Genomic DNA, 22,068 nt, shown 5'->3' on the forward strand with positions numbered 1-22,068 from the left:
CAGCGGCGCGTCATTGCGCCTGGTAGATCTGGTCGAAGATGCCGCCGTCGTTGAAGAACTTCGGTTGCGCTTCCTTCCAGCCGTTGAAGTCCTTGTCCACGGTCACCAGATCCAGTTTCGGGAACTGGTTGGCGAACTCGGCAGCGACCTTCTCGTTGCGCGGGCGGTAGAAGTTCTGCGCGGCGATGCGCTGGCCTTCCTCGCTGTACAGGTACTGCAGGTAGGCTTCGGCGACCTTGCGGGTGCCCTTCTTGTCGACGTTCTTGTCGATCACGGAAACCGGCGGCTCGGCGAGGATCGACAGGCTGGGCGCGATGATCTCGAAGTTCTCGCCACCCTGCTCCTTGAGGGCCAGGAAGGCTTCGTTCTCCCAGGCCAGCAGCACGTCGCCGATGTTGTTGTTGACGAAGGTGATGGTCGAACCGCGGGCGCCAGTGTCGAGAACCGGCACGTGCTTGTACAGGGCCTGCACGTATTCCTGGGCCTTGGCGTCGCTGCCGTACTGCTTCTTCGCCCAGGCCCAGGCGGCCAGGAAGTTCCAGCGGGCGCCGCCGGAGGTCTTCGGGTTCGGGGTGATGACTTCCACGCCGTCCTTGGTCAGGTCGCCCCAGTCCTTGATGCCCTTGGGGTTGCCCTTGCGCACCAGGAACACGATGGTCGAGGTGTAGGGGGTGCTGTTGTCCGGCAGGCGTGCCTGCCAGTCCTCGGGGATCAGCTTGCCGAGCTTCTGCAGCTCGTCGATGTCGCCTGCCAGTGCCAGGGTCACCACGTCGGCCTTGAGGCCATCGATCACCGCACGGGCCTGCTTGCCCGAGCCACCGTGGGATTGCTGGATCTTCACGTCTTCGCCGCCCTGGGCTTTCCAGTGCTTGGCGAAGGCGGCGTTGTAGGCCTGGTACAGCTCACGGGTCGGGTCGTAGGAGACGTTGAGCAGTTCGGTCGCGGCGGCCACGGGGCCGACCACCAGTGTGGAGAGCAGGGCGCCGGCCAGGCTGGCCAGGGCGAAACGGCGGATGGACATGGAGGCTCCTCAGAATTTGGTCGTGTCGGCGAGGGTGTTGTTATTGGGCACGGCCGAGCGGCGACGTGCGGGTGGCCCGCCGAGGTGGTCGGCGCGGCAGCCCTCCGGTGGTCCAGTCGGGCCTGTGTCTCAACCGTGCTTGGCCGGTTGCTGCAGGCGGAACTTTTCCTTGCGTTCGATCTGGACCACCTGCCCGTTGTGGACGGTGATCTCGACGGCACCGAACCGCAGGCCGTTCAGTGCACTCTGGATTTCGCGCAGGATGCTGGCCTCGTCCTGCCCGTCGATGCTACGGAGGGTTGCGCTCATGATCTTGCTCCTTGATGAGAGGCCCCGCGTCGATGAACAGGTTGTTCGCGTGGCGTGGGCGCATTTAAGCAAGGCGCAAATATTCTTAAAAATACTATTTAAGAATTTTTATATAACTTTCAGGCAGGTTGGCGTCAGATCAGCGGAATCTGCCCCGGGTGCTCCTGCGGGTGGGTCACCTGGTACCACTCCGCCTCCAGCTCCGCCGCCGGGCGCGGGCGGTTGAACAGGTAGCCCTGGCCCTGGTCGCAGCCCAGGCCCAGCAGCGTCTCGATCTGGTCCTGGCGCTCGATGCCTTCGGCCAGCACCTGCAGGCCCAGGCTGTGGCCGAGGGCGGTCACCGCGCGGGCGATGGCCATGTCGTCCTGGTCCTGGGGCAGGTTGCGCACGAAGCTCTGGTCGATCTTCAGCTTCTGCACCGGCAGGCGCTTGAGGCGCTGCAGGGAGGAATAGCCCGTGCCGAAGTCATCGATGGCCAGGCGCACGCCCAGGGCGCAGAGGCGCTGGAGCAGCTCCAGGGCGGTGTCCGGGTCTTCCATCACCGCGCTTTCGGTGATCTCCAGCTCCAGGCGCCCCGGCTCCAGGCCGGTTTCCCTGAGGACACGGGCGACGCGGGTGTCCAGCTCGCCCCGGCTGAACAGGCGGCAGGAGACGTTCACCGAGATGAACGAGAGCGCCAGGCCGCGCTCGCTCCAGGCTTGCATCTGGCGGCAGGCGCGCTCCAGCACCCAGGCGTCGATGGCGCCCACCAGGCCGCTTTCCTCCGCTACCGGGAGGAACTCGCCGGGCGGCACCAGCCCGCGTTGCGGGTGCTCCCAGCGCACCAGGGCCTCGGCGCCCAGCAGGCGGCCGGTGGCCAGGGCGTGGATGGGCTGGAAGTAGACCCGCAGCTCGTCCCGCTCCAGGGCCTGGCGCAGGGCGCTGACCAGCTCCACCCGCTGGCGGGCCTGCTCGGTGAGGTCCTGGCTGTAGAAGGCGAACGTCTGGCGCCCGGCGCTCTTGGCCTTGAACAGGGCCGAGTCGGCGTTGCGCAGCACCTGCTCGACGTTGGTCGCGTCCCCCGGGAAGCGGGCGATACCCAGGCTGGCACTCATGAACAGCGCGCGGCCGCCGGATTCGAAGGGGGCCTCCAGGCGCTGCTGGATGCGCCCGGCGAGGTCGGCGGCCTGCTCGGCGCTGCGTCGCTCGGCCAGCAGGCCGAACTCGTCGCCCCCCAGCCGGGCCAGGGTCATGCCGCCCTCGGCCAGCGGCCCCAGGCGTTCGCCCACGGCCTTGAGCAACTGGTCGCCGACGTTGTGGCCGAGGCTTTCGTTGATGTGCTTGAAGTGGTCCAGGTCCAGCAGCACCACGATGCCCTCGCTGCCCTCCCGACGGGCGCGCTCCAGGGCGTGCTCCACGCGTTCGGTGAACAGCAAGCGGTTGGGCAGGCCGGTCAGCGGGTCGTGGTGGGCGAGGAAGTCCAGCTCGTTCTGCGAGCGCTTGATGGCGCTGATGTCGGAGAACACCGCCACGTAGTGGGTCAGCGCCCCGTCTTCGTCGTGGATGGCGCGGATGTTCTGCCACAGCGGGTAGGTCTCGCCGTTGCGCCGGCGGTTCCAGATCTCCCCGCTCCACTCGTTGCGGTTGGCCAGGGCGTTCCACATCGACTGGTAGAACGTTCCATCGTGCCGGCCGGACTTGAACAGCATCGGCGTACGGCCGATCACCTCCTCCTCGCTGTAGCCGGTGATGCGGGCGAAGGCCCGGTTGACGTGGACGATGCGTTGCTCCGCGTCGGTGACCAGTACCCCTTCCTGGGTGCTGTCGAACACCGCCGCCGCCTGGCGCAGGCTGGCGTCCTGCTCCCGGCGCGCCTGCAGGTACGCCCTCAGGCGGCGCAGGTACAGGCAGATCAGCAGGTAGAGGAAGGCGCTGCTGAGCAGTACGAAGAACAGGCCCTTCGCCGATTGCAGCAGGTCGCGCTGGGCATCGCCGAGCGGCAGCTGGCGCAGCAGGTAGTCACTGAAGATGACCCACAGGCAGGACAGCAGGAAGTAGGGCAACACCACGCGCATGGCGCTGAATCGGGCTCTCATGGGGTGGTCGGGGCCGTGTCGGATTTGTGATCGGTTGCGCATTATAGATGAACGCGCATTCATCTCTTTCTTATCTAAAGAACAGGATGGTTTTCTCACGAAGCATGGGGATAATGAGGTCGTTTGTCCGACAAATCATCGCGGGCAGATCTCGTTCCTTCTTCCCCCGAGGTTATGCACCCCATGTGGTACAACGGTTTTCTCGACCTGTCGGCCTGGCAGCTCGTGGCAGTCACCCTGGTGATGACGCACATCACCATCGTCAGCGTCACGGTCTACCTGCATCGCTACTCCGCCCATCGATCCCTCGAACTCCACCCGGCCCTCAAGCACTTCTTCCGTTTCTGGCTGTGGATGACCACCGCCATGAACACCCGTGAGTGGACGGCCATCCACCGCAAGCACCACGCCAAGTGCGAAACCGTGGACGATCCCCACAGCCCCGTGCACAAGGGCCTGTCCACCGTGCTGCGGCGCGGCGCGGAACTCTACCGCGAAGAGGCCCGCAACGAGGAGACCCTGCGCATCTACGGCAAGAACTGCCCGGATGACTGGCTCGAACGCAACGTCTACTCGCGCTACCCCATCGGCGGCGTGACCCTGATGGCGATCATCGACCTGGCGCTGTTCGGCGCCGCCGGCATGACCGTCTGGGCCGTGCAGATGATGTGGATTCCCGTCTGGGCCGCCGGCGTCATCAACGGCCTCGGCCACGCCATCGGCTACCGCAACTTCGAATGCCGCGACGCCGCCACCAACCTGGTGCCCTGGGGCATCCTCATCGGCGGTGAAGAGCTGCACAACAACCACCACACTTACCCCAACTCCGCCAAGCTCTCGGTGAAGAAGTGGGAGTTCGACCTGGGCTGGGCCTGGATCAAGCTGTTCAGCCTGCTCGGCCTGGCCAAGGTGCAGCGCGTCGCGCCCATCGCCCACCAGGTAGCCGGCAAGGGCAACCTGGACATGGACACCGCCATGGCCATCCTCAACAACCGCTTCCAGATCATGGCCCAGTACCGCCGCCTGGTGATCGCCCCGCTGGTGAAGCAGGAGCTGGCCAAGGCCGACGAGTCGGTCCGCCACCTGTTCCGCCGCGCCAAGCGCCTGCTCTCCCGCGAGACCAGCCTGCTGGACGACGGCCACCATGCCCGCATCGCCGCCATGCTGGAGCAGAGCCAGGCCCTGCGCACCATCTACGAGAAGCGCCTGGCCCTGCAGCACATCTGGGCCAAGACCAGCGCCAACGGCCACGAGATGCTCGAAGCCATCAAGCAGTGGGTGCACGAGGCCGAGGCCAGCGGCATCCAGTCCCTGCGTGACTTCGCCGAGCAGCTCAAGACCTACTCGCTGCGCCCGGCGACTGCCTGAGGTCCAGCGGGTTACGGAAAGGCCGGCACATGCCGGCCTTTTTCATGCCCGCGCATCACGCCCTCCACCCAACGAGCGCGCAAAAAAAAGCCGCCCGGGGAGGGGCGGCTGGAACAAGACACCGGGCGGGTTAGGAGCGGATACCCGGTGTCAGGAGGTCAGGGAAGGAAGGAAACGCGGTCAATCAGCTGTCCTGGGCGGTGTCGGCCGGTTGCTCGGCACCCTGGCGGGCGACGGCCTGCTCGTGAGCGGCGTCGATGGCGCGCTGCTGATACTGCGCATTTCGCGCAACAAAGGCGGAGGACTCTTCAGCGAAGGAGAACTGGGCGAAGGACAGGGCGAAAGCGGCGAAGCTGGCAGTAATGAAGAGATTGCGTTGCATGGCGTGATCCTCGGCGGGATGCATCTGGGAACGGGGGCCATCTTAGGCGCCGGCCCCACCCGGAAAAACCGCCAGGCAGGTGAATCACAATTGCTTCTAGCGCAACAATGAATTCGGTCGAGCCCAGTGCCGAGGATCGTCCAGCACCGCGTCGTCCTGGGCGAACAGCGGGGGCAGTTCGGCCTTGAGGAAGTCCACCCAGGTGCGGATCTTCGCGTCGATGAAATGCCGCGACGGGTAGATCGCATAGATGTTGCGCTCGCGCAGGCGGTGTTCCGGCAACAGCCGCAGCAGGCTGCCTTCGCGCAAGGGCTGGCAGGCGACGAAGGAGGGCAGCAGGCAGAAGCCCATGCCGGCCTGGGCCGCCCGCGCCAGGGACTCGGCCACGTTCACCTGGAAGGCCTCCGCCGGCAGCACGTCGTATTCGCCGTGCTCGTCGCTCAGGGTCCAGTTGTCCTGGTAGAGCGGGTCCAGCAGGCGCAGGTAACGGTGCCGGCGCAGGTCCGCCGGGCCGCTGGGCACGCCGTGGCGGGCCAGGTAGTCGGGCGAGGCGCAGAGCACGCTGTACATCTGCCCCAGTGACTGGGCGATGCGCTGGGAGTCCGGCAGCTCGCGGGCGAAGGTCAGCACCACGTCCTGGCCGTCCTCGATGGGGTCGGGGTTGCGCTGCGACAGCGTCAGCTCCACCACCACCTCCGGGTACAGCGCACTGTAGCGGGCCACCAGCCCGGTGACGTGCTGCAGGCCGAGGCCGGTCATGGTGTGCACCCGCAGGCGGCCGCTGGGCTTGAGGTGCGCCCCGCGCGCCTCGGCAGCGGCCTGGTCCACCTCGTCGAGGATCGAGCGGCAGCGCTGCAGGTAGCGCTCACCCACTTCCGTCAGCCCCAGGCGCCGGGTGGTGCGGTGCAGCAGCCGGGCCTGCAGCTGCTGCTCCAGCTCCGACACCAGGCGCGACACCTGGGCGGTGGACAGGTCCAGGGCCTGGGCGGCGGCCGTGAAGCTGCCGGTCTCGATGACGCGAACGAACACACGCATGCTGTTCAGGGTGTCCATTGTTACTCCTCGCGCAAGGCTGCTTCTCTGGGGGCGCGGATTATCAGGGAAAAGCGGCCCAATATACTGCGGTGCCGAACTGTTTCCCATTTCGCTGGTGTGCCGCCTTCCGGCCCGTTCCGTGGCCTTGCGGCCTGTTCGTCCAGCGCCGCCAGAGGTAATTCATGACCCCCGATCAACGCTTCGCGCGCCGGGTCCGCGCCGCCATCGTCGCCTTCGTCCTGCTGTTCGCCTACTTCCTCGCCGCCGACCTGTGGATGCCCGTCACGCCCCAGGCCCAGCTGACCCGTCCGGTGGTGCGCCTGGCGCCCCGCGTCGGTGGCCAGGTGCTGGACGTGGCCGTGGCCAACAACCGCCACGTCGAGGCCGGCCAGGTGCTGTTCCGCCTCGACCCCGAGCCCTACCGCCTCGCCGTGGCCGCCGCCGAGCTGGCCGTGGAGGCGGCCGCGCGGGACAACGCCGAGCTGGACGCCGGCCTCGCCGCCGCACGGGCCTCGCTGCACGCCGCCGAGGTGACCGCCCGCGAGCTGGAGCGCGAGACCGACCGCCTTGCACGCCTGGTGCAGACCCAGCACGTCTCCCGCCAGCTCTACGAACAGACCGAGTCGCGCCGCAGCGCCGCCCGCGCCGACGTCCTCGCCGCCCAGGCACGCATCCGCGAGCAGGAGGCCCGCCGGGGCACCGCTGGCGCCGACAACCTGCGCCTGCGCCAGGCCCGCAACCAGCTGGAGCAGGCCCGCCTGCAACTGGCCTACACCGAGGTCCGCGCCGAGCGCGCCGGGGTGGTCAGCAACCTGCAGCTCTCGCCGGGCGCCTACGTCGCCGCCGGCACCCCGGTGGCGGCCCTGGTGGTCGACGAGGTGGACATCAGCGCCGACTTCCGCGAAAAGGCCCTGCGCTATGTCGGCCCGGGCGATGCCGCCGCCGTGGTCTTCGACGCCTGGCCGGGGCACATCTTCCCGGCCCGGGTCAGCGCCATCGACGCTGGCGTGCGCGAGGGCCAGCTCGATGCCAACGGCGACCTGGCGGCTCCCGCCAGCTCCGACCGCTGGGTCCGCGATGCCCAGCGCCAGCGCCTGCACGTGGTGCTGGAGCAGGCGCCCGAGGCGCCTCTGCCCAGCGGCGCCAAGGCCACGGTACAGCTCTACCCCCACGACTCGCCGCTGGCCAGCGCCCTGGGCCGCGCGCAGATCCGCCTCATCGCCTGGCTCCACTACATCTACTGAGTCCGACAATGAAGCGCGCCCTCGACGAAAACGGCCTGCGCCAGTGCCTGCGCCTGGCTTGCGGCGGCACCCTCGGGCTGTTCATCTGCAAGCTGATGAGCTGGGACAACGGCTCGTTCTTCTGCGTCTACCCCATGCTGCTGCTCGGCCTGGTGCCCACCCTCAACGCCCACCTGATCCGCCAGTTCCTCGCCCAGGCGGTGCTGGTGAGCCTGGAGACACTGGTCATCTACGGCCTGTTCGGCGACCGTCCGCTGCTCATCGTGCCCCTGGTGTTCCTCGCCTTCCTCTGGCGCTTCGCCCTCATGGCGCGTGGCCCGCTGTTCCTGTTCGGCGCCCTGGGCTGCGTGTTCCTCTCCATGCAGCTGCACTTCGCCAGCTACCCCGACACCCACCTCTACGACCTGGTGGCCAGCAACCTGGTGGCCGCCGGCCTCACGGTGCTGATCGCCTGGCTGATGTTCTACCTCTTCCCCGACGCCGAACCGCGCGCACCCCGCGTCCTCCCGGAGAAGGACCTGCCCAGCCGGCGCCACGAGGCCGTGCTCGGCGCCAGCCTCGCCACACTGTCCTTCATGCTCTTCCAGACCCTCGACCTCAGGGACTCGCTGTCGGCCCAGATCGCCTCGATCCTGGTGCTGTTTCCGATGCACTGGCACGGCATCCGCTTCGCCGGGCGTATCCGCGCCCTCGGAACCCTGCTCGGCTGCGTCATCGCCCTCAGCCTGCAACTGCTGCTCTACGACCACTACGACGTACTACCGCTCGTCACCTCGCTGTACTGGATCGCCGCGTTTTTCTGTGCCCGGGTGCACGTATTGGAGGGTGCACAGGGGGTTGGCTTCGGCGCGTTGACAACTTTGGCCATCGTTTTCGGTCAATACCTGACGCCGAGTCACGACATGATGTTCAGCCTGGCCTATCGGCTCAGTTCGGTTTGCGTAGCGGTCTTCGTCACCCTCCTTGCGGTGTTCGTCCTACACCGGCTCCTCAACCGTTTTGCCGCCACCCGCCACCAGAGCCATGCTTGATTCGGCCTTGCCCCGCCTGCCCGGGATGGGCGGGCTCAACCCGATCGAGGACGCGAAGGAAGGCTATGGGACGGATGGAAAACCTGGACGAAATACCCAGCGAGGCGGAAAAGCTCACCCTGGCGCTGCTGCACAGCCGGGGTGAGGTGGAGCGCCTGCGCGAACGCGAGGCGCTGTTCAACGTGCTGCTGGGCAGCGTCAACGCCGTGCTCTGGGCGCTGGACTGGGAGGCGCAGAAGATCGTCTACGTCAGCCCCCACTACGAGCGCCTGTTCGGCCGCCCGGCCGAGCTGCTGATGGTGGACGTCAACGAATGGCGCAACTGCATCTACCCCGACGACGTCGAGTACGCCGCCAGCAGCCTTGCCCAGGTGCTGGAGAAGGGCGCCATCGAGGCCCGCGAGTACCGCATCATCCGTGGCGACGGCCAGGTGCGCTGGCTCAGCGACAAGTGCTTCGTCAGCCGCCAGGGCCAGGCCGGGCAGACCACCCTGGTGGTGGGCATCGCCGAAGACATCACCGAGAAGAAGACCCTGGAGGCCGAGCTGCAGCGCCTGGCCACCACCGACGTGCTGACCGGCACCAGCAACCGCCGGCACTTCTTTGAATGCGCCCAGCGCGAGTTCGACGTCGCCGAGCGCTACGAGCGCTCCCTGGCCTTCCTGCTGCTGGACATCGATGACTTCAAGCAGATCAACGACACCTTCGGCCACCAGGTGGGCGACGTGGTGCTGCAGCGCATCGCCCAGTGCGGCGCCGGTGCCCTGCGGCGGGTCGACCACTTCGGCCGCATCGGCGGCGAGGAGTTCGCCGCCGTGTTCCCCGGCTGCGACCCGGCCCAGGCCCTGCAGGTGGCCGAGCGCCTGGAGCGCGAAGTGCAGCGGCTGTCGTTCAGCGCCAACGGCAAGGTGTTCAACGTCACCCTCAGCCAGGGCCTCACCACCCTGCGCCCCGGCGACACCCTCGAACAGCTCTACACCCGCGCCGACGAGGCCATGTACACCGCCAAGCGCAGCGGCAAGAACCAGATCGTGCAGGTCTAGCCAGCCGGCCATGCGGGCTTCGTGCCGTAGGGGCGGCTTCAGCCGCCAAGCGGGCCGCAGGCCCGCCCTTCGGAATCCATGGGACCGCTATGCGGTCCTTGGGCGAATGAATTCGCCCCTACAGGTTCATCGCCACCACGGTCCACCCTGCGCCCCCATTCTTCGCGCTCGCCCTACGGCTGGAACGGCGATTCGTTGAGGATCACCCCCGTCTCGTCCACATAGCGCTGCCAGGCCTCGATCAGCCCGGCCAGCGCTTCCGGCCGCTCCTGGGCCAGGTCGTGGATTTCCCCCGGGTCCTTCTCCAGGTCGTACAGCTGCCAGGTTTCCGGCCCCACCGGCGCGGGGATGTACACCGCCTTCAGGTGCCCCTGGCGGATGGCACGCATGCCGAACAGCTCCCAGCCGGTGGCCGTCCTGCCGTCGTGCACCTGGGGCGTCTCGCCCGAGAGGTAGCCGAGCCAGGAGCGCCCGCGCACCGGCGCCACCTCGCGGCCGCGCCAGCGGGTACCCGGGTGGCGCACGCCGGCCAGGTCCAGCACCGTCGGGGTGATGTCCATCACCGTGGCGAAGGTGTGGCTGATCTGCTTCTGCCGCCGCAGCTGTGGATAACGCACCAGCGCCGGCACGCGGATGCCGCCCTGGGTGGTGAAGGCCTTGTACAGGCGCGACGGCGCCGTGGCCGCCTGGGCCCAGCGCGGGCCGTACCAGACGTAGGAGTTGGCGCGGCCGATGTTCTCCAGGCTGTTGTCGTAGTGCTGGTCGAGGAAGCTCTTCAGGTTCGGGCCGAACTTGGGGAAGGCCTCCAGCAGCGCGCCCTCGGCGCCGTTGTCGGACATGAAGAGGATGAAGGTGTCGTCCTCCAGGCCCTGCTGGCGCAGGTAGTCCAGCACCCGGCCGATGTTCCAGTCCATGCGCTCCACCATCGCCGCATAGACCTCCATGGTCCGCGCCGACACCTGGCGTTCCGCCTCGCTCAGCGCGTCCCACTCGGCGCTGATGGCCCGCACCGGGTGCGCTTCCACATCCGCCGCCACCAGCCCCAGCGCCTTGAGCTTCTCCAGGCGCTCCAGGCGCAGCGCCTCGGGCCCGGCGTCGTAGCGGCCCCGGTAGTTATCCACAACCTCGACCGGCGCCTGCAGCGGCCAGTGCGGCGCCGAGAAGGGCAGGTAGGCGAAGAACGGTCGGCTCTGGTCGCGTTCCTTCAGGTACTGGATCAGCCGGTCGGCGAAGGCGTCGGAGGAATAGAAACCCTCCGGCAGTTGCTCGATGAAGCGGTCGTCTTCCACGTACAGCGCCGGCGTCGCCTTGAGGATGCCCGGCGTGGTCTCGTCGTAGGGCGGCTCGTAGCCATAGTGGTTGGCCGCCCCCGGCAGCAGCGAGAAGGAGCGCTCGAAGCCCCGCGCATGGGGCGCCCGCTCGGCGGTCAGGCCCAGGTGCCACTTGCCGGACATCAGCGTCTGGTAGCCCGCCTCGCGCAGCAGCTCCGGCAGCGCCACCACGCGGTCGTTGAGGTAGCCCTCGTAGCCCGGCTTGCCGATCAGCTCCGGCGTCAGCGCCTCGGCCATGGTGCCGATGCCGGCGATGTGGTGGTCGGTGCCGGTGAGCAGCATCGAGCGGGTCGGCGAGCAGGTGGGCGCGGTGTGGAAGTCGGTCAGGCGCAGGCCGTCGAAGGCCAGGCGGTCCAGGTTCGGCGTGGCGATCTCGCCTCCGAAGGCGCCCAGGTCGGAGAAGCCCAGGTCGTCGGCGACGATGATCAGGAAGTTCGGGCGTTTGCTCATGGAGGCTCCAGGGTCAGAGGGCGATGGATTCGAAGGGCAGGTCGGCCAGCCGGGGCGGCTGCGGCGGGCGGTAGTCGCCATCGCCGGTGAGCTGGTGCAGCAGCGCCTCGCGCACCTGGTGGAAGTCATGGCCGGTGCGCTGGCGCGGGCGCGGCAGGTCGATCGGCACCACCTGCTTGATGCGCCCGGGGCGGGGCGCCATCACCACCACGCGGTCGGCCAGGTAGATGGCCTCCTCGGCGTCATGGGTGACCAGCAGGGTGGTGATGCGCTGGCGCGCGCGGATGGCCAGCAGCTCGTCCTGCATCTGCTGGCGGGTCAGCGCATCGAGGGCGCCGAAGGGCTCGTCCAGCAGCAGGATGCGCGGGCTCGCCACCAGCCCCCGGGCGATGGCCACGCGCTGGGCCATGCCGCCGGACAGCTGGTGCGGGTAGGCCCCCTCGAAGCCGCCCAGCCCCACCAGCTGCACGAACTGCTGGATGCGCCGGGCGCGCTCGGCCCGCTCCAGCTTCTCGTTGACCAGGCCCAGGCCGATGTTCTGCGCCACCGTCAGCCAGGGGAACAGGCGGTGCTCCTGGAACACGATGCCGCGTTCGCCACCGATGCCGCGCACCGGCTGGCCGTCCACCTCGATGCGGCCGTCGAAGGCGGTGTCCAGGCCCACCAGCAGGCGCAGCAGGGTGGATTTGCCGCAGCCGCTGGAGCCGACGATGGCGATGAACTCTCCCTCCTCGATATCCAGGCTGAAGTCCTGGATGGCCTGGAAATCCTGGCCATCCACCTCGAAGACCTTGCCGACCCCGGCGAAGCGCACCGTCGGCGCGCGGGTCGTGGCGGGTGGCGACACCCGGTGGAATGCGTTCATGCGGTTCTCCAGCGCGTCGCGCGCGCTTCGATGCGTTGTCCGAGGGTGCCCAGCAGCGCGCCCACCAGGCCCACCAAGACCATGGCGGCCATCACCTGGTCCATGCGGAACAGCTGCTGCGCGCCGAGCATGTAGCTGGCGATGCCGCCGTCCGAAGGCATGAAGTACTCGGCGCCGATGGTGCCCAGCCAGGCGTAGATCAGCCCCAGGCGCAGGCCGGCGAAGATCGCCGGTGCCGCACCCGGCAGCACCAGCAGGTGCAAGCGCTGGCCCAGGCCGAGGCGCATCACCTGCGCTGCCTCGCCGAGCTGCGGCGAGAGCGCCAGGACGCCGCGCTGGGTGGCGATGAACAGGGGGAAGAAGGCCGCCAGGGCGACGAAGGCCAGCTTGGCCGCCTCCCCCAGGCCGAACCAGGCGGTGAGCAGCGGCACCCAGGCGAAGATCGCCACCTGGCGCAGGGCCGAGAGGCTGGGGCCGGCGAAGCGCTCGGCACGGGCGGAGAGCCCCAGCAGCAGACCGAGCGCCAACCCCGCGCCGCCCCCCAGCGCCAGGCCTGCCACGGTGCGCTTGAGGCTGGCACCCATGGCCGTGGGCAGGCTGCCATCCAGCAGCCCCTGGTGCAGGGCACGCAGCACCTCCAGCGGGGAAGCGAGGATATTGGCGTCGACCCAGCCCAGGCTGCTGCTGGCCTGCCACACCGCCAGCAGCACCAGGGGCAGCACCGCCGCCTGCAAGCGCTGCCAGCCCCGCAGGTGCGGACCGCGCGGGCGCTCGGCGGTGGCCGGGTGCGGCCAGAACAGCAGGCGGGCGTCGAGCAGGTTGATGCCGCGATCCATCAGCGCGCCCACCAGGCCGATCACCAGGATGCAGACGAACACCAGGTCGAGCATGAACAGCTGGCGGCCCCAGACCATCAGGTAGCCGATGCCCTCGCTGGATGCCAGCAGCTCCACCGCCAGCAGCGAGGTCCAGCCGGTGGCCAGGGCCAGGCGCAACCCGGCCATGAAGGCGGGCAGGGCAGCCGGCACGACCAGGCGCCAGGCCAGCAGGTGCGGCGGCAGGCGCAGCACCGCCGCCGCCTCGCGCAGGCGTGGCTGGGCATCGCGCACGCCGGCCAGGGTGTGCAGGGTCACCGGCACCACCACGGCCTTGACCAGCACCACCAGCTTCAGCGCCTCGCCGATGCCGAACAGCAGCATGAACAGCGGGATCCACGCCAGGGTGGGGATCTGCGCCAGGGCCACGAAGCTCGGGTAGACCAGTGCCTCGGCCCGCCGCGACAGCCCCAGCCAGGTGCCCAGCAGGGTGCCGGCGGCGACCCCGAGGGCAAAGCCCAGCAGCAGCCGCTGCAGGCTTATCCACAGGTGCGCCCAGAGCTCGCCGGAACCGAACTCCACCGCGCTCTGCCACACCAGCGCCGGAGACGGCAGGATCTGCCCGGACATCCACTGGCCCCGCGCGGCCAGCCACCACAGCAGCAGGAGCGCGGCGGGCAGGGCCCAGGGCAGCAGCACGGCACCGACCCGGGGGCGTCGGCGCACGGCTGGCAGGGGCAGGGTGGGGAACGGCGTCTGGATCGTGCTCATCGGGTCTCCCGGCGCGCCATGAATATTTCCCGGAGGCATAAGAAGCGCTGGCTTCTGCTGTTCCAGGGATAAGAAGGGCTATTCATAGGGAGCGGCGGGGGAGGGCGGCAAATGCATTTGCCGAATATTTTCCATGCGCGCGGCGCATACCGGCCTGGCGGGTGCGGCAGTGCTGACTTAAGCATCCAGGGAATAAGTGAATGAGTTTTTATTATTTAATTTGCCGTTCAGCCTGTGGATAAGGTGCCGCCATCGACCTTATCCACAGGAGCCCCGCCATGTCCCTTTCCCTGCCGCGCCTCATCGGGCGCTTCGTCCCCGCCTTGTTGGCGGGCTGGCTGGGCACCCTCGCCCTGCCTGCCCAGGCAGCCGCCCCCAGCACCCTGCGCATCGCCGTGCCCGACCTCAGCGCCGGCAGCGAACACAGCGGCGGTGGCGTGGTGGACGTGCTGCGCAGCCGGCAGATCCTCGAACAGGAATTCGCCGCCGACGGCATCCGCGTCGAATGGCTGTTCTTCAAGGGCGCCGGCCCGGTGATCAACGAAGCCCTGGCCAACGGCCAGGTGGACTTCGCCTACCTCGGCGACCTGGCCGCCATCATCGGCAAGGCCAGCGGCCTCGACACACGCCTGCTCAGCGCCACCGCCCGCGACGTGAAGAGCTACCTGGGCGTGGTGCCCGGCTCGGGAATCAAGACCCTGGAGGACCTCAAGGGCAAGCGCGTCGCGGTGTTCCGCGGCACCGCCAACCAGTTGTCCTTCGCCAACGCGCTGGCCAGCCGAGGCCTGTCCGAACGCGACTACAAGGTGATCAACCTCGACTTCAACGCCGCCAACGCCGCCCTCGCGGCCAAGCAGGTGGACGCCTCCTGGGGCCTGGCCGGGCTCATCGCCCTGCGTGAGAAGGGCCTCGCCGAACTGCCGCTCAGCACCCGCGACCTGGGCGGCGCAGGCAGCACCCAGGCGGTGCTGGTGGGCACGGGCGCCTTCGTCCGCGACTACCCCGAGATCACCGCGCGCCTGGTCAAGGCCCAGCAGCAGGCGGTGGAGTGGCTGCGCGACGACAACCACAAGCAGGCCTACGTCGAACTGGTCTCGCGCCTGGCCAGCTACCCGCCGGTGATCCTCGGCACCGACCTCAAGGACGACAGCTTCCACACGATCTTCGACCCGCGCCTGGATGCCGACTTCCTCGCCCGCTTGCAGAAGGGCGTCGACTTCGCCGCCGAACAGCGGCTGATCCGCAAACCCTTCCAGGTGAGCGACTGGGCCGAACCGCGCTTCCTCGATGCCGCCCTGGCCGAGCAGGCCCAGGCCTCGCGCTGAACCTCGATTCGCAGGGTGGGCTTCAGCCCACCGACGGAGTCACGGTTGGCCCCGATAGAGGACCGGCGGACCGCCCTCCAGGCGCCTGGTCGCCCTCCGTAGGATGCGGTGAGCTGTGCGAACCGCATCGAACCCCGGGCGCCCGGCAACGATGGGCTTCGCACAGCTCAGCCCATCCTACGCTCGCCTCCGCGCACCGATTCGTAGGGTGGGCTTCAGCCCACCGACGGAGTCACGGTTGGCACCGATCGTGGACCGGCGGGCCGCCCCCCAGGTGCCTGGGTGCCGTCCGTAGGATGCGGTGAGCTGCGCGAACCGCATCGAACCCGAGGCGCCCGGCCATGATGGGCTTCGCACAGCTCAGCCCACCGACAGGTGCCCCCACGGGCCGCGTCCGTCAGGCGCTCTGGCGTTCTGGCGCCGCGTCGGCCTGGTCCCGCTCGACGATGATCTCGATCAGCGCCCGCGCGGCGGGGGAGAGGCGGTAGCCGGTGCGGGTGACGATGCCGCAGCGGGCGGAGAGGCTGTCCAGGTTCTCCGGCAGGTTGCGAAAGCCCAGCAGCGCCAGCTCGCCGCGCTCCAGGTGGGGCGCCAGGGTTTCCAGCATGGCCAGGCCCACCGCATCGGTCTGGCTCACCACCTGCACCAGCGCGGGCACGTGTTCGCATTCCACGTTGAGGCTGAAATCGGCCTTGCCGCTGAAGCCGGCCAGCAGCTTGCGCACCCCCGCCGGCAACCGCGTGGCGGCCAGCGGGTAGTCGAACAGGTCGTTGGTGGAGAGGCTGTCCTTGGCCAGCAGCGGATGCCCCGCCCGGCAGAAGAAACGCCCCCGGCGCGGGCTCAATTCGCGGGTCTGGAAGTTCGGGTCGGTCTCGAACTGGCGGATGTCGGCGATGAAGAACTCGATCTCCTCCCGCGCCAGCAAACGGCCCAGGGTCTCCCAGTTGTTCACCTCGAAGCGCGCGTTCACCCGTGGATGGCGGCGGATGAACGCTGCCAGCGCATCCGGCACCAGGCTCGCCGCTGGCGCCGGGCCGCAGCCGAAGTGCAGCTCGCCGGCGTCCAGCTTGGTCATCTGGTTGATCTCGTGCACCAGGTTGCTGGCGCCCTGCACCAGGCGCAGCGCGTGCTGCAGCACCACCTGGCCCTCCGGCGTGGGGCGCAGGTCCTTGTTGCCCCGGTCCACCAGCTGGCAGCCCAGCGCCTGCTCCAGGCCCTGGATGCTGCGGCTGAAGGCCGGCTGGGTGATGCCCATGGCATCGGCCGCGCGGACGAAGCTGCGGTGTTCGATCAGGGCGACGAAGTAACGGAGTTGGCGCAGGTCCATACATGCTCTTCCGGCATCGAAAATATAGGGCGAAGGCATTTGCCGGCCTCTGGGGGCTGGTTTTAAATGCAGGCTCTTATTCCGTCAACGAAGCTTAGTTAGATAAATAAGATTCAAATGGAATAAGCATATGGCCCAGCCCAGAGGGGGACCTGCACCATGAAACCGCTTGCCATGCCCATCGCCTTGCCGCCGTGCCCGTGCCCCATGTCCGTCCGGATGGGGTGTCGCTGAGGCACCGTCCCAGCGGCTGAGCGCCCCGCGCCGCGCCGCACTCCCTGAACACCGCGCTGCCGTTGCCCGCCTGGGTGACGCGGCCCCGCTCGGCCCGGCGCCGGGCCCGATGCCAAGGAACCGATCATGAGAAACCGCCGTACCGCCTTGCGGCCGCCTTTCACCCTGCGCCGCCTCGACGCCAGCCTGGCCCTGCTGCTGGCCTTCGGCAGCGCCCCCGCCTGGGCCGCCGAGCGGCCTGCCGACAACCCGAAGGCCGAGGAGGACGTGGCCCTGCAGAAGGTCACCGTCACCGCCCGTCGCCGTGAGGAAAACGCCCAGGATGTCCCCACGCCGATCACCACCCTGGGCGGGGAAAACCTCGAAGCCCAGCGCATCTACAAGGTGCAGGACCTGCAGCAGGTGCTACCCAGCGTCAACGTCGCGTTCATCCATGCGCGGCAATCCAGCGTCGCGGTGCGTGGCATTGGCAACAACCCGGCCAGCGACGGCCTCGAAGGCAGCGCCGGGGTCTACCTCGACAACGTCTACCTCGGTCGCCCGGGCATGGCCGTGTTCGACCTGCTGGACATCGAGCAGCTGGAGCTGCTGCGTGGCCCCCAGGGCACCCTGTTCGGCAAGAACACCACCGCCGGCGTGCTCAACATCAGCACCCGCGCCCCCACCTTCAGCCCCGAGCGCACGGTGGAGGTCTCCGGCGGCCAGGACGGCTACTTCCAGGCCAAGGGCACGGTCAACGGCGCCCTCACCGACACCCTCGCCGCACGCCTGTCGGCCTACCGCACCCGCGACGACGGCTTCATCAAGAACATCCACACCGGCGACGACCTCAACGGTGGTGAGCGCCAGGGCGTGCGCGGGCAACTGCTGTTCAAGCCCAACGACGACTTCAACCTGCGCTGGATCAACGACTACAACGAGGAGGACTCCAGCACCGGCACTATGGTGGTCTACGGCGCGCCGGCCCGTTACTGGCAGCGCGCGGCCCTGGCGGGTGCCTCGCCGGTGCGCGACCCGGACGACAGGAAGGTCAACATCGACGGCCGCCAGAACGTCAGCGTCCACCAGGGCGGCAGCTCGGGGGAGGCCAACTGGAACCTCGCCGGCGGCTACACCCTCACCTCCATCAGCGCCTACCGCTACTGGCACTTCACCCCGGCCAACGACGAGAGCCTCAACGTACCGGCGCTGCTCAACACCGGCGTGGAAGTGCACGACCGCCAGTTCTCCCAGGAGATCCGCCTGGCCTCGCCCACCGGCGGCGCCTTCGACTACGTGGTCGGCGCCTACGTGTTCAACCAGAACCTCGGCAACAAGACCTTCACCGACTACGGCTCCCGGGCCGACCTGTTCCTGCTCGGTGCCAACCTCAACGCCTTCAACAACGTCAGCACCCAGGCCAACGGCAAGATCGAGACCGACAGCTACGCGCTGTTCGCCCAGGGCACCTGGCACCTCACCGACCGCCTCGATTTCACCGCCGGCCTGCGCGGCACCTACGAGGAGAAGGACGCCAAGGTCGAGCGTTTCGCCCCGGTGGGCGGCGCTGCCGTCAGCGGCCAGGCTGCCGCCATCCGCGCGGCGCAGCTGGGCGCCTACGACTCGGGCGACCTCAGCCTGCACAACGCCGCACCGTCCTTCCTGCTGAACCTGGCCTACAAATTCGACGACGACCTGCTGGGCTACGCCTCCCTGGCCCATGGCGAGAAGTCCGGCGGGGTGAACCTGGCGGTGGGCTCGGCCCCGGTGGCCGGTGCCGACTCCCTGGTGGTCGGGCCCGAGCGCGCCAACGACGCGGAGCTGGGCTTCAAGAGCACCCTGCTGGACAACCGCCTGCAGCTCAACGCCAACCTGTTCTGGACCGGCATCCACGGCTACCAGGCCACCACCCTGTACCAGGCGCCGGGCTCCACCAACGTCGTGCAGGTGCTGGCCAACGCCGGCAGCGTGCGCTCGCGTGGCCTGGAGTTCGAGGCCACCGCGCTGCCCCTGCGCGGGCTGACCCTGCGCTTCAACGGCTCCTACAACGACGTCACCTACCTCAGCTTCAAGGACGCCCCGTGCCCCGGCGAGGTGAGCACCGCTCCCGGCGCGCCGGCCACCTGCGACCTGACCGGCGAGCGCGTGGTCGGCGCCTCGAAATGGATCGCCAACCTCAGCGGCGAATACAAATGGCAGCTGGAGAACCGCATCGAGCCCTACCTCACCGCCAGCTACGCCTACCGCTCCGAGGCCGAAGGCACCCTGGACAACTCCGACCTTTCCAAGATCGACGGCTACGGCCTGGTCAACCTCTCGGCCGGCGTGCGCCGCGACCTGGGCGACGGCCAGGTGGACGCCTCCATCTGGGTGCGCAACGCCACCGACACCGACTACTACCTGAGCGCCTTCGCCTACCTGAACGGCGCCTACACCGCCTCGGTGGGTGCCCCGCGCACCGCCGGGGTCTCCCTGCGCTACGACTTCTGATCCCCAGCACCACCCACTCAACGCGAGGACCGCACCATGAGCAACGCAGCACTGGCCACCCAGCAGCCCGAGATCCAGCTGGACATCCACCCCATCGCCGGACGCATCGGCGCCGAGATCCGTGGCATCAGCCTCTCCGCCGAGCTGGACGCCGCCACCGTCGACGCCATCCAGGCCGCCCTGGTCCGTCACAAGGTGATCTTCTTCCGTGGGCAGACCCACCTCGACGACCAGGGCCAGGAGGCCTTCGCCAAACTGCTCGGCGACCCCGTTGCCCACCCCACCGTGCCGGTGCGCGAAGGCACCCGCTACCTGCTGCAGCTCGACGGCGCCGAAGGCCAGCGGGCCAACTCCTGGCACACCGACGTGACCTTCGTCGACGCCTACCCCAAGGCCTCCATCCTGCGCAACGTGGTGGCCCCGGCCGCCGGTGGCGACACCGTCTGGGCCAACACCGCCACCGCCTACAACGACCTGCCGGGCGAACTGCGCGAGCTGGCCGACAAGCTCTGGGCCATCCACAGCAACGAATACGACTACGCCGGCGTGCGCCCCAATGCCCCGGTGGAAAAGCTGGAGGAGTACCGCAAGGTGTTCACCTCCACCGTCTACGAGACCGAGCACCCGGTGGTGCGCGTGCACCCCGTCAGCGGCGAACGCAGCCTGCTGCTGGGGCATTTCGTCAAACGCCTCAAGGGCCTGTCCCAGTCCGACTCGGCGCACATCTTCGCCGTCCTCCAGGGCTACGTGACGCGCCTGGAGAACACCGTGCGCTGGCGCTGGCAGCCCGGTGACGTGGCCATCTGGGACAATCGCTCCACCCAGCACTACGCCGTCGACGACTACGACACCCAGCCGCGCATCGTCCGCCGCGTGACCCTGGCCGGCGACGTCCCGGTGGGCATCGACGGCCAGCGCAGCCGCACCACCCGCAAGGGCTGACCCCGCCACCCTCCGCAGGGCGACGCTCGTCGCCCTGCGGCTTCCCGGTCTCGTTCGCGATCAGCGCCTGCATCGCGGTTGTGCCACCCCCACACCCCTGTCACGCATCGATGCGGTTCGCCGAGCTCACCGCATCCTACCGACCCACTCCGTCCGTAGGATGGGCTGAGCTGTGCGAAGCCATCGTTGTGGCTGGCTGCGGATCGGTGGCGTGGACCCACTTCACCGATCCCCGCCGTAGCCCGGACTTCAGTCCGGGAGGCCCCGCTCCCCGACCTCGCGGCGGACGCTTCGCGAGCAGAGCTCGCTCCTGCGGTTGCGCCCATCGCGGTTGAAACCGCTCCCACTCGCACGGGCGTATTTGATGAATCCCGTGCAGCTTCCCGGGCTGAAGCCCGGGCTACGGTAGCCCCTGCTGTCACGCATCGATGCGGTTCGCCGAGCTCACCGCATCCTACGGGCCTGCTCCGTCCGTAGGATGGGCTGAGCTGTGCGAAGCACATCGTTGTGGCTGGCTGCGGATCGGTGGTAGGGACCTCGCTTCACCGATCCCCGCCGTAGCCCGGACTTCAGTCCGGGGAGATCCCGCTCCCGACCTCACGGCTGACGCTTCGCGAGCAGCGCTCGCTCCCGCGGTTGCGCCCATCGCGGTTGAAACCGCCCCCACTCGCTCGGGGGTATTCGATGAATTCCGTGCAGCTTCCCGGGCTGAAGCCCGGGCTACGGTAGCCCCTGCTGTCACGCATCGATGCGGTTCGCCGAGCTCACCGCATCCTACGGGCCCGCTCCGTCCGCAGGATGGGCTGAGCTGTGCGAAGCCCATCGTTGTGGCTGGCTGCGGATCGGCGGTGTGGGCCCTACTTCACCGGTCCACCGCTGGCGCCACCTGCAACACCGCGGGTGGGCGTGAAACGCGACATCCACCCGGCACGGCGTCCATCCCAAACCGCCGCCTGCGCGGTCTTTCGATGCCTTCCCGGCATATTTTCAATGCCGCCAAGGCATCAGGTTTTAAAATTCTTTAAAAATCAATTGGTTAGAAATTTATATTCCTTAAAGTGATTACAAAATCATTAAAAATTACTTTATGGGATAAGCGTCCGAACCAATCATTCCCGTCGTGGCCGACCGCTCTGGATCGGCCCTCACGCGGCCCAGCCGCCCGTTTTCGATCACCGGCCCCGGCCGGTTTCTTCAACCAGGAGTCCTGCCGATGGGCAATGTCCTCAAGGCCGACAGCGCAAGTGGCCTGCCGAGGCCTGATGTGCGCGCGCCGGGTGAGGTGCGCGACCTGGGCGTGCAGGTGCGCCAGGCGCTGGCCGCCTCCCGCTTCCGCAGCGGCCAGGCCCGCGTGCTCGGTCGCCGCGAGGCGTGGCTGCTGGGGGCCTTTGCCCTGGTGCTGCATGCCGGTGTCCTCTACTGGGTCAGCAGCAAGCCCACGCCGCCGCTGCCCGAGGTGCCGCCCCAGGTGCCGCCGATGACCATCGAATTCACCACACCGGCCCCGCCCGTGGTGGAGCCGCCGCCCCCTGAGCCACCGCCCCCGCCGCCGGTCGTCGAGCCGCCGCCCCCGGTGGTGGAGGAGCTGGCGGTGAAACCGCCGCCCAAGCCGGTGCCCAAGCCGAAACCCGCGCCCAAGCCCGCGCCGAAACCGGCTCCCAAGCCCGTGGAGGCTCCGCCACCCCCGCCGAAGGTCGAGGCCCCGCCCGCGCCGTCGGCACCCCCGGCTCCGCCCGCTCCGGCTCCGGTCACGCCGCCCTCGGCCAACGCCGGTTACCTGCGCAACCCGGCGCCGGAGTACCCCGCCTTCGCCCAGCGCCGTGGCTGGGAAGGCACGGTGCTGCTGCGGGTCCATGTGCTGGCCAGCGGCTCGCCCAGCGAGGTGCAGGTGCAGAAGAGCAGCGGCCGCGACCTGCTCGACGAGGCGGCGGTCAAGGCCGTCAAGCGCTGGACCTTCGTCCCCGCCAAGCGCGGCGACGTGGCCCAGGACGGCTGGGTCAGCGTGCCCATCGATTTCAAACTGAACTGAAT

General features: G+C 68.6%; 17 protein-coding genes. 8 read left to right on the plus strand and 9 right to left on the minus strand.

The window, feature by feature from the left end:
- Positions 1 to 10: 10 nt before the first annotated feature.
- From FBY21_RS21200 to dibA, 3 genes are all read right to left on the minus strand, one after another.
- Positions 11 to 1,021: a sulfate ABC transporter substrate-binding protein gene (locus FBY21_RS21200; protein ID WP_142013459.1), complete on the minus strand. Its 1,011-nt coding sequence runs from the start codon at positions 1,019 to 1,021 to the stop codon at positions 11 to 13.
- A gap of 129 nt (positions 1,022 to 1,150) precedes the next feature.
- Positions 1,151 to 1,330, minus strand: coding sequence for a sulfur starvation response protein OscA (gene oscA, locus FBY21_RS21205; RefSeq protein WP_044402006.1), 180 nt, complete (start codon positions 1,328 to 1,330; stop codon positions 1,151 to 1,153).
- Positions 1,331 to 1,464: 134 nt separating this feature from the next.
- Positions 1,465 to 3,405 carry a phosphodiesterase DibA gene (dibA, locus tag FBY21_RS21210; RefSeq protein WP_142013461.1) on the minus strand — a complete coding sequence of 647 codons (1,941 nt, stop codon included), beginning with the start codon at positions 3,403 to 3,405 and terminating at the stop codon, positions 1,465 to 1,467.
- Positions 3,406 to 3,588: 183 nt separating this feature from the next.
- Between dibA and desA the strand changes: the two genes are divergently transcribed.
- Positions 3,589 to 4,773: a delta-9 fatty acid desaturase DesA gene (gene desA / locus FBY21_RS21215; RefSeq protein WP_044402012.1), complete on the plus strand. Its 1,185-nt coding sequence runs from the start codon at positions 3,589 to 3,591 to the stop codon at positions 4,771 to 4,773.
- A gap of 184 nt (positions 4,774 to 4,957) precedes the next feature.
- Here desA and FBY21_RS21220 read toward each other — a convergent pair whose 3' ends face one another.
- Both FBY21_RS21220 and FBY21_RS21225 read right to left on the minus strand, forming a co-directional pair.
- Entirely contained in the window at positions 4,958 to 5,155 is a 198-nt protein-coding gene (locus tag FBY21_RS21220; protein ID WP_142013463.1) for a hypothetical protein, read from the minus strand.
- 96 nt (positions 5,156 to 5,251) lie between these two features.
- Positions 5,252 to 6,208, minus strand: coding sequence for a LysR family transcriptional regulator (locus tag FBY21_RS21225; protein ID WP_044402018.1), 957 nt, complete (start codon positions 6,206 to 6,208; stop codon positions 5,252 to 5,254).
- 164 nt (positions 6,209 to 6,372) lie between these two features.
- On the opposite strand from FBY21_RS21225, the gene FBY21_RS21230 reads away from it, so the two are divergent.
- The 3 genes from FBY21_RS21230 to FBY21_RS21240 all read left to right on the plus strand — a co-directional run bounded on the left by FBY21_RS21230 (position 6,373) and on the right by FBY21_RS21240 (position 9,508).
- Complete coding sequence (locus tag FBY21_RS21230; RefSeq protein ID WP_142013465.1) at positions 6,373 to 7,434, plus strand: HlyD family secretion protein; 1,062 nt, start codon at positions 6,373 to 6,375, stop codon at positions 7,432 to 7,434.
- An 8-nt stretch (positions 7,435 to 7,442) separates the two neighbouring features.
- Positions 7,443 to 8,465 (plus strand): DUF2955 domain-containing protein, encoded by a 1,023-nt coding sequence (locus tag FBY21_RS21235; RefSeq protein ID WP_142013467.1) that lies wholly within the window; start codon positions 7,443 to 7,445, stop codon positions 8,463 to 8,465.
- A gap of 74 nt (positions 8,466 to 8,539) precedes the next feature.
- Positions 8,540 to 9,508, plus strand: coding sequence for a GGDEF domain-containing protein (locus tag FBY21_RS21240; protein WP_107329132.1), 969 nt, complete (start codon positions 8,540 to 8,542; stop codon positions 9,506 to 9,508).
- Positions 9,509 to 9,681: 173 nt separating this feature from the next.
- Here the strand turns inward: FBY21_RS21240 and FBY21_RS21245 are convergent, their stop codons facing one another.
- Genes FBY21_RS21245 through FBY21_RS21255 form a run of 3 tightly spaced genes read right to left on the minus strand, consistent with a single transcriptional unit; the run spans position 9,682 to position 13,740 of the window.
- Positions 9,682 to 11,289 (minus strand): arylsulfatase, encoded by a 1,608-nt coding sequence (locus FBY21_RS21245; RefSeq protein ID WP_142013469.1) that lies wholly within the window; start codon positions 11,287 to 11,289, stop codon positions 9,682 to 9,684.
- A 13-nt stretch (positions 11,290 to 11,302) separates the two neighbouring features.
- On the minus strand, positions 11,303 to 12,154 hold the full coding sequence (locus FBY21_RS21250) for an ABC transporter ATP-binding protein (RefSeq protein ID WP_142013471.1): 852 nt from the start codon (positions 12,152 to 12,154) through the stop codon (positions 11,303 to 11,305).
- Positions 12,151 to 13,740 carry an ABC transporter permease gene (locus FBY21_RS21255; protein WP_142013473.1) on the minus strand — a complete coding sequence of 530 codons (1,590 nt, stop codon included), beginning with the start codon at positions 13,738 to 13,740 and terminating at the stop codon, positions 12,151 to 12,153. Before FBY21_RS21255 ends, FBY21_RS21250 begins: the two co-directional genes overlap by 4 nt.
- A 278-nt stretch (positions 13,741 to 14,018) precedes the next feature.
- On the opposite strand from FBY21_RS21255, the gene FBY21_RS21260 reads away from it, so the two are divergent.
- Positions 14,019 to 15,065: an ABC transporter substrate-binding protein gene (locus FBY21_RS21260; protein WP_142013474.1), complete on the plus strand. Its 1,047-nt coding sequence runs from the start codon at positions 14,019 to 14,021 to the stop codon at positions 15,063 to 15,065.
- Positions 15,066 to 15,462: 397 nt separating this feature from the next.
- Here the strand turns inward: FBY21_RS21260 and FBY21_RS21265 are convergent, their stop codons facing one another.
- Complete coding sequence (locus tag FBY21_RS21265; RefSeq protein WP_142013476.1) at positions 15,463 to 16,392, minus strand: LysR family transcriptional regulator; 930 nt, start codon at positions 16,390 to 16,392, stop codon at positions 15,463 to 15,465.
- Positions 16,393 to 16,752: 360 nt separating this feature from the next.
- Between FBY21_RS21265 and FBY21_RS21270 the strand changes: the two genes are divergently transcribed.
- The 3 genes from FBY21_RS21270 (at position 16,753) to FBY21_RS21280 (ending at position 22,066) form a co-directional block, all read left to right on the plus strand.
- Positions 16,753 to 19,095 (plus strand): TonB-dependent receptor, encoded by a 2,343-nt coding sequence (locus FBY21_RS21270; RefSeq protein WP_142013478.1) that lies wholly within the window; start codon positions 16,753 to 16,755, stop codon positions 19,093 to 19,095.
- Between the two features lie 36 nt (positions 19,096 to 19,131).
- A complete protein-coding gene (locus FBY21_RS21275) occupies positions 19,132 to 20,037 on the plus strand; it encodes a TauD/TfdA dioxygenase family protein (protein ID WP_142013480.1) in 906 nt (301 codons plus the stop codon).
- A gap of 1,213 nt (positions 20,038 to 21,250) precedes the next feature.
- The gene (locus FBY21_RS21280) at positions 21,251 to 22,066 is read left to right on the plus strand and encodes an energy transducer TonB (RefSeq protein ID WP_142013482.1); all 816 of its coding nucleotides are present in this window, start codon (positions 21,251 to 21,253) and stop codon (positions 22,064 to 22,066) included.
- The last annotated feature ends 2 nt before the right edge of the window (positions 22,067 to 22,068 follow it).

Source organism: Pseudomonas sp. SLBN-26, assembly GCF_006715895.1.
Classification (GTDB): Bacteria; Pseudomonadota; Gammaproteobacteria; order Pseudomonadales; family Pseudomonadaceae; genus Metapseudomonas; species Metapseudomonas otitidis.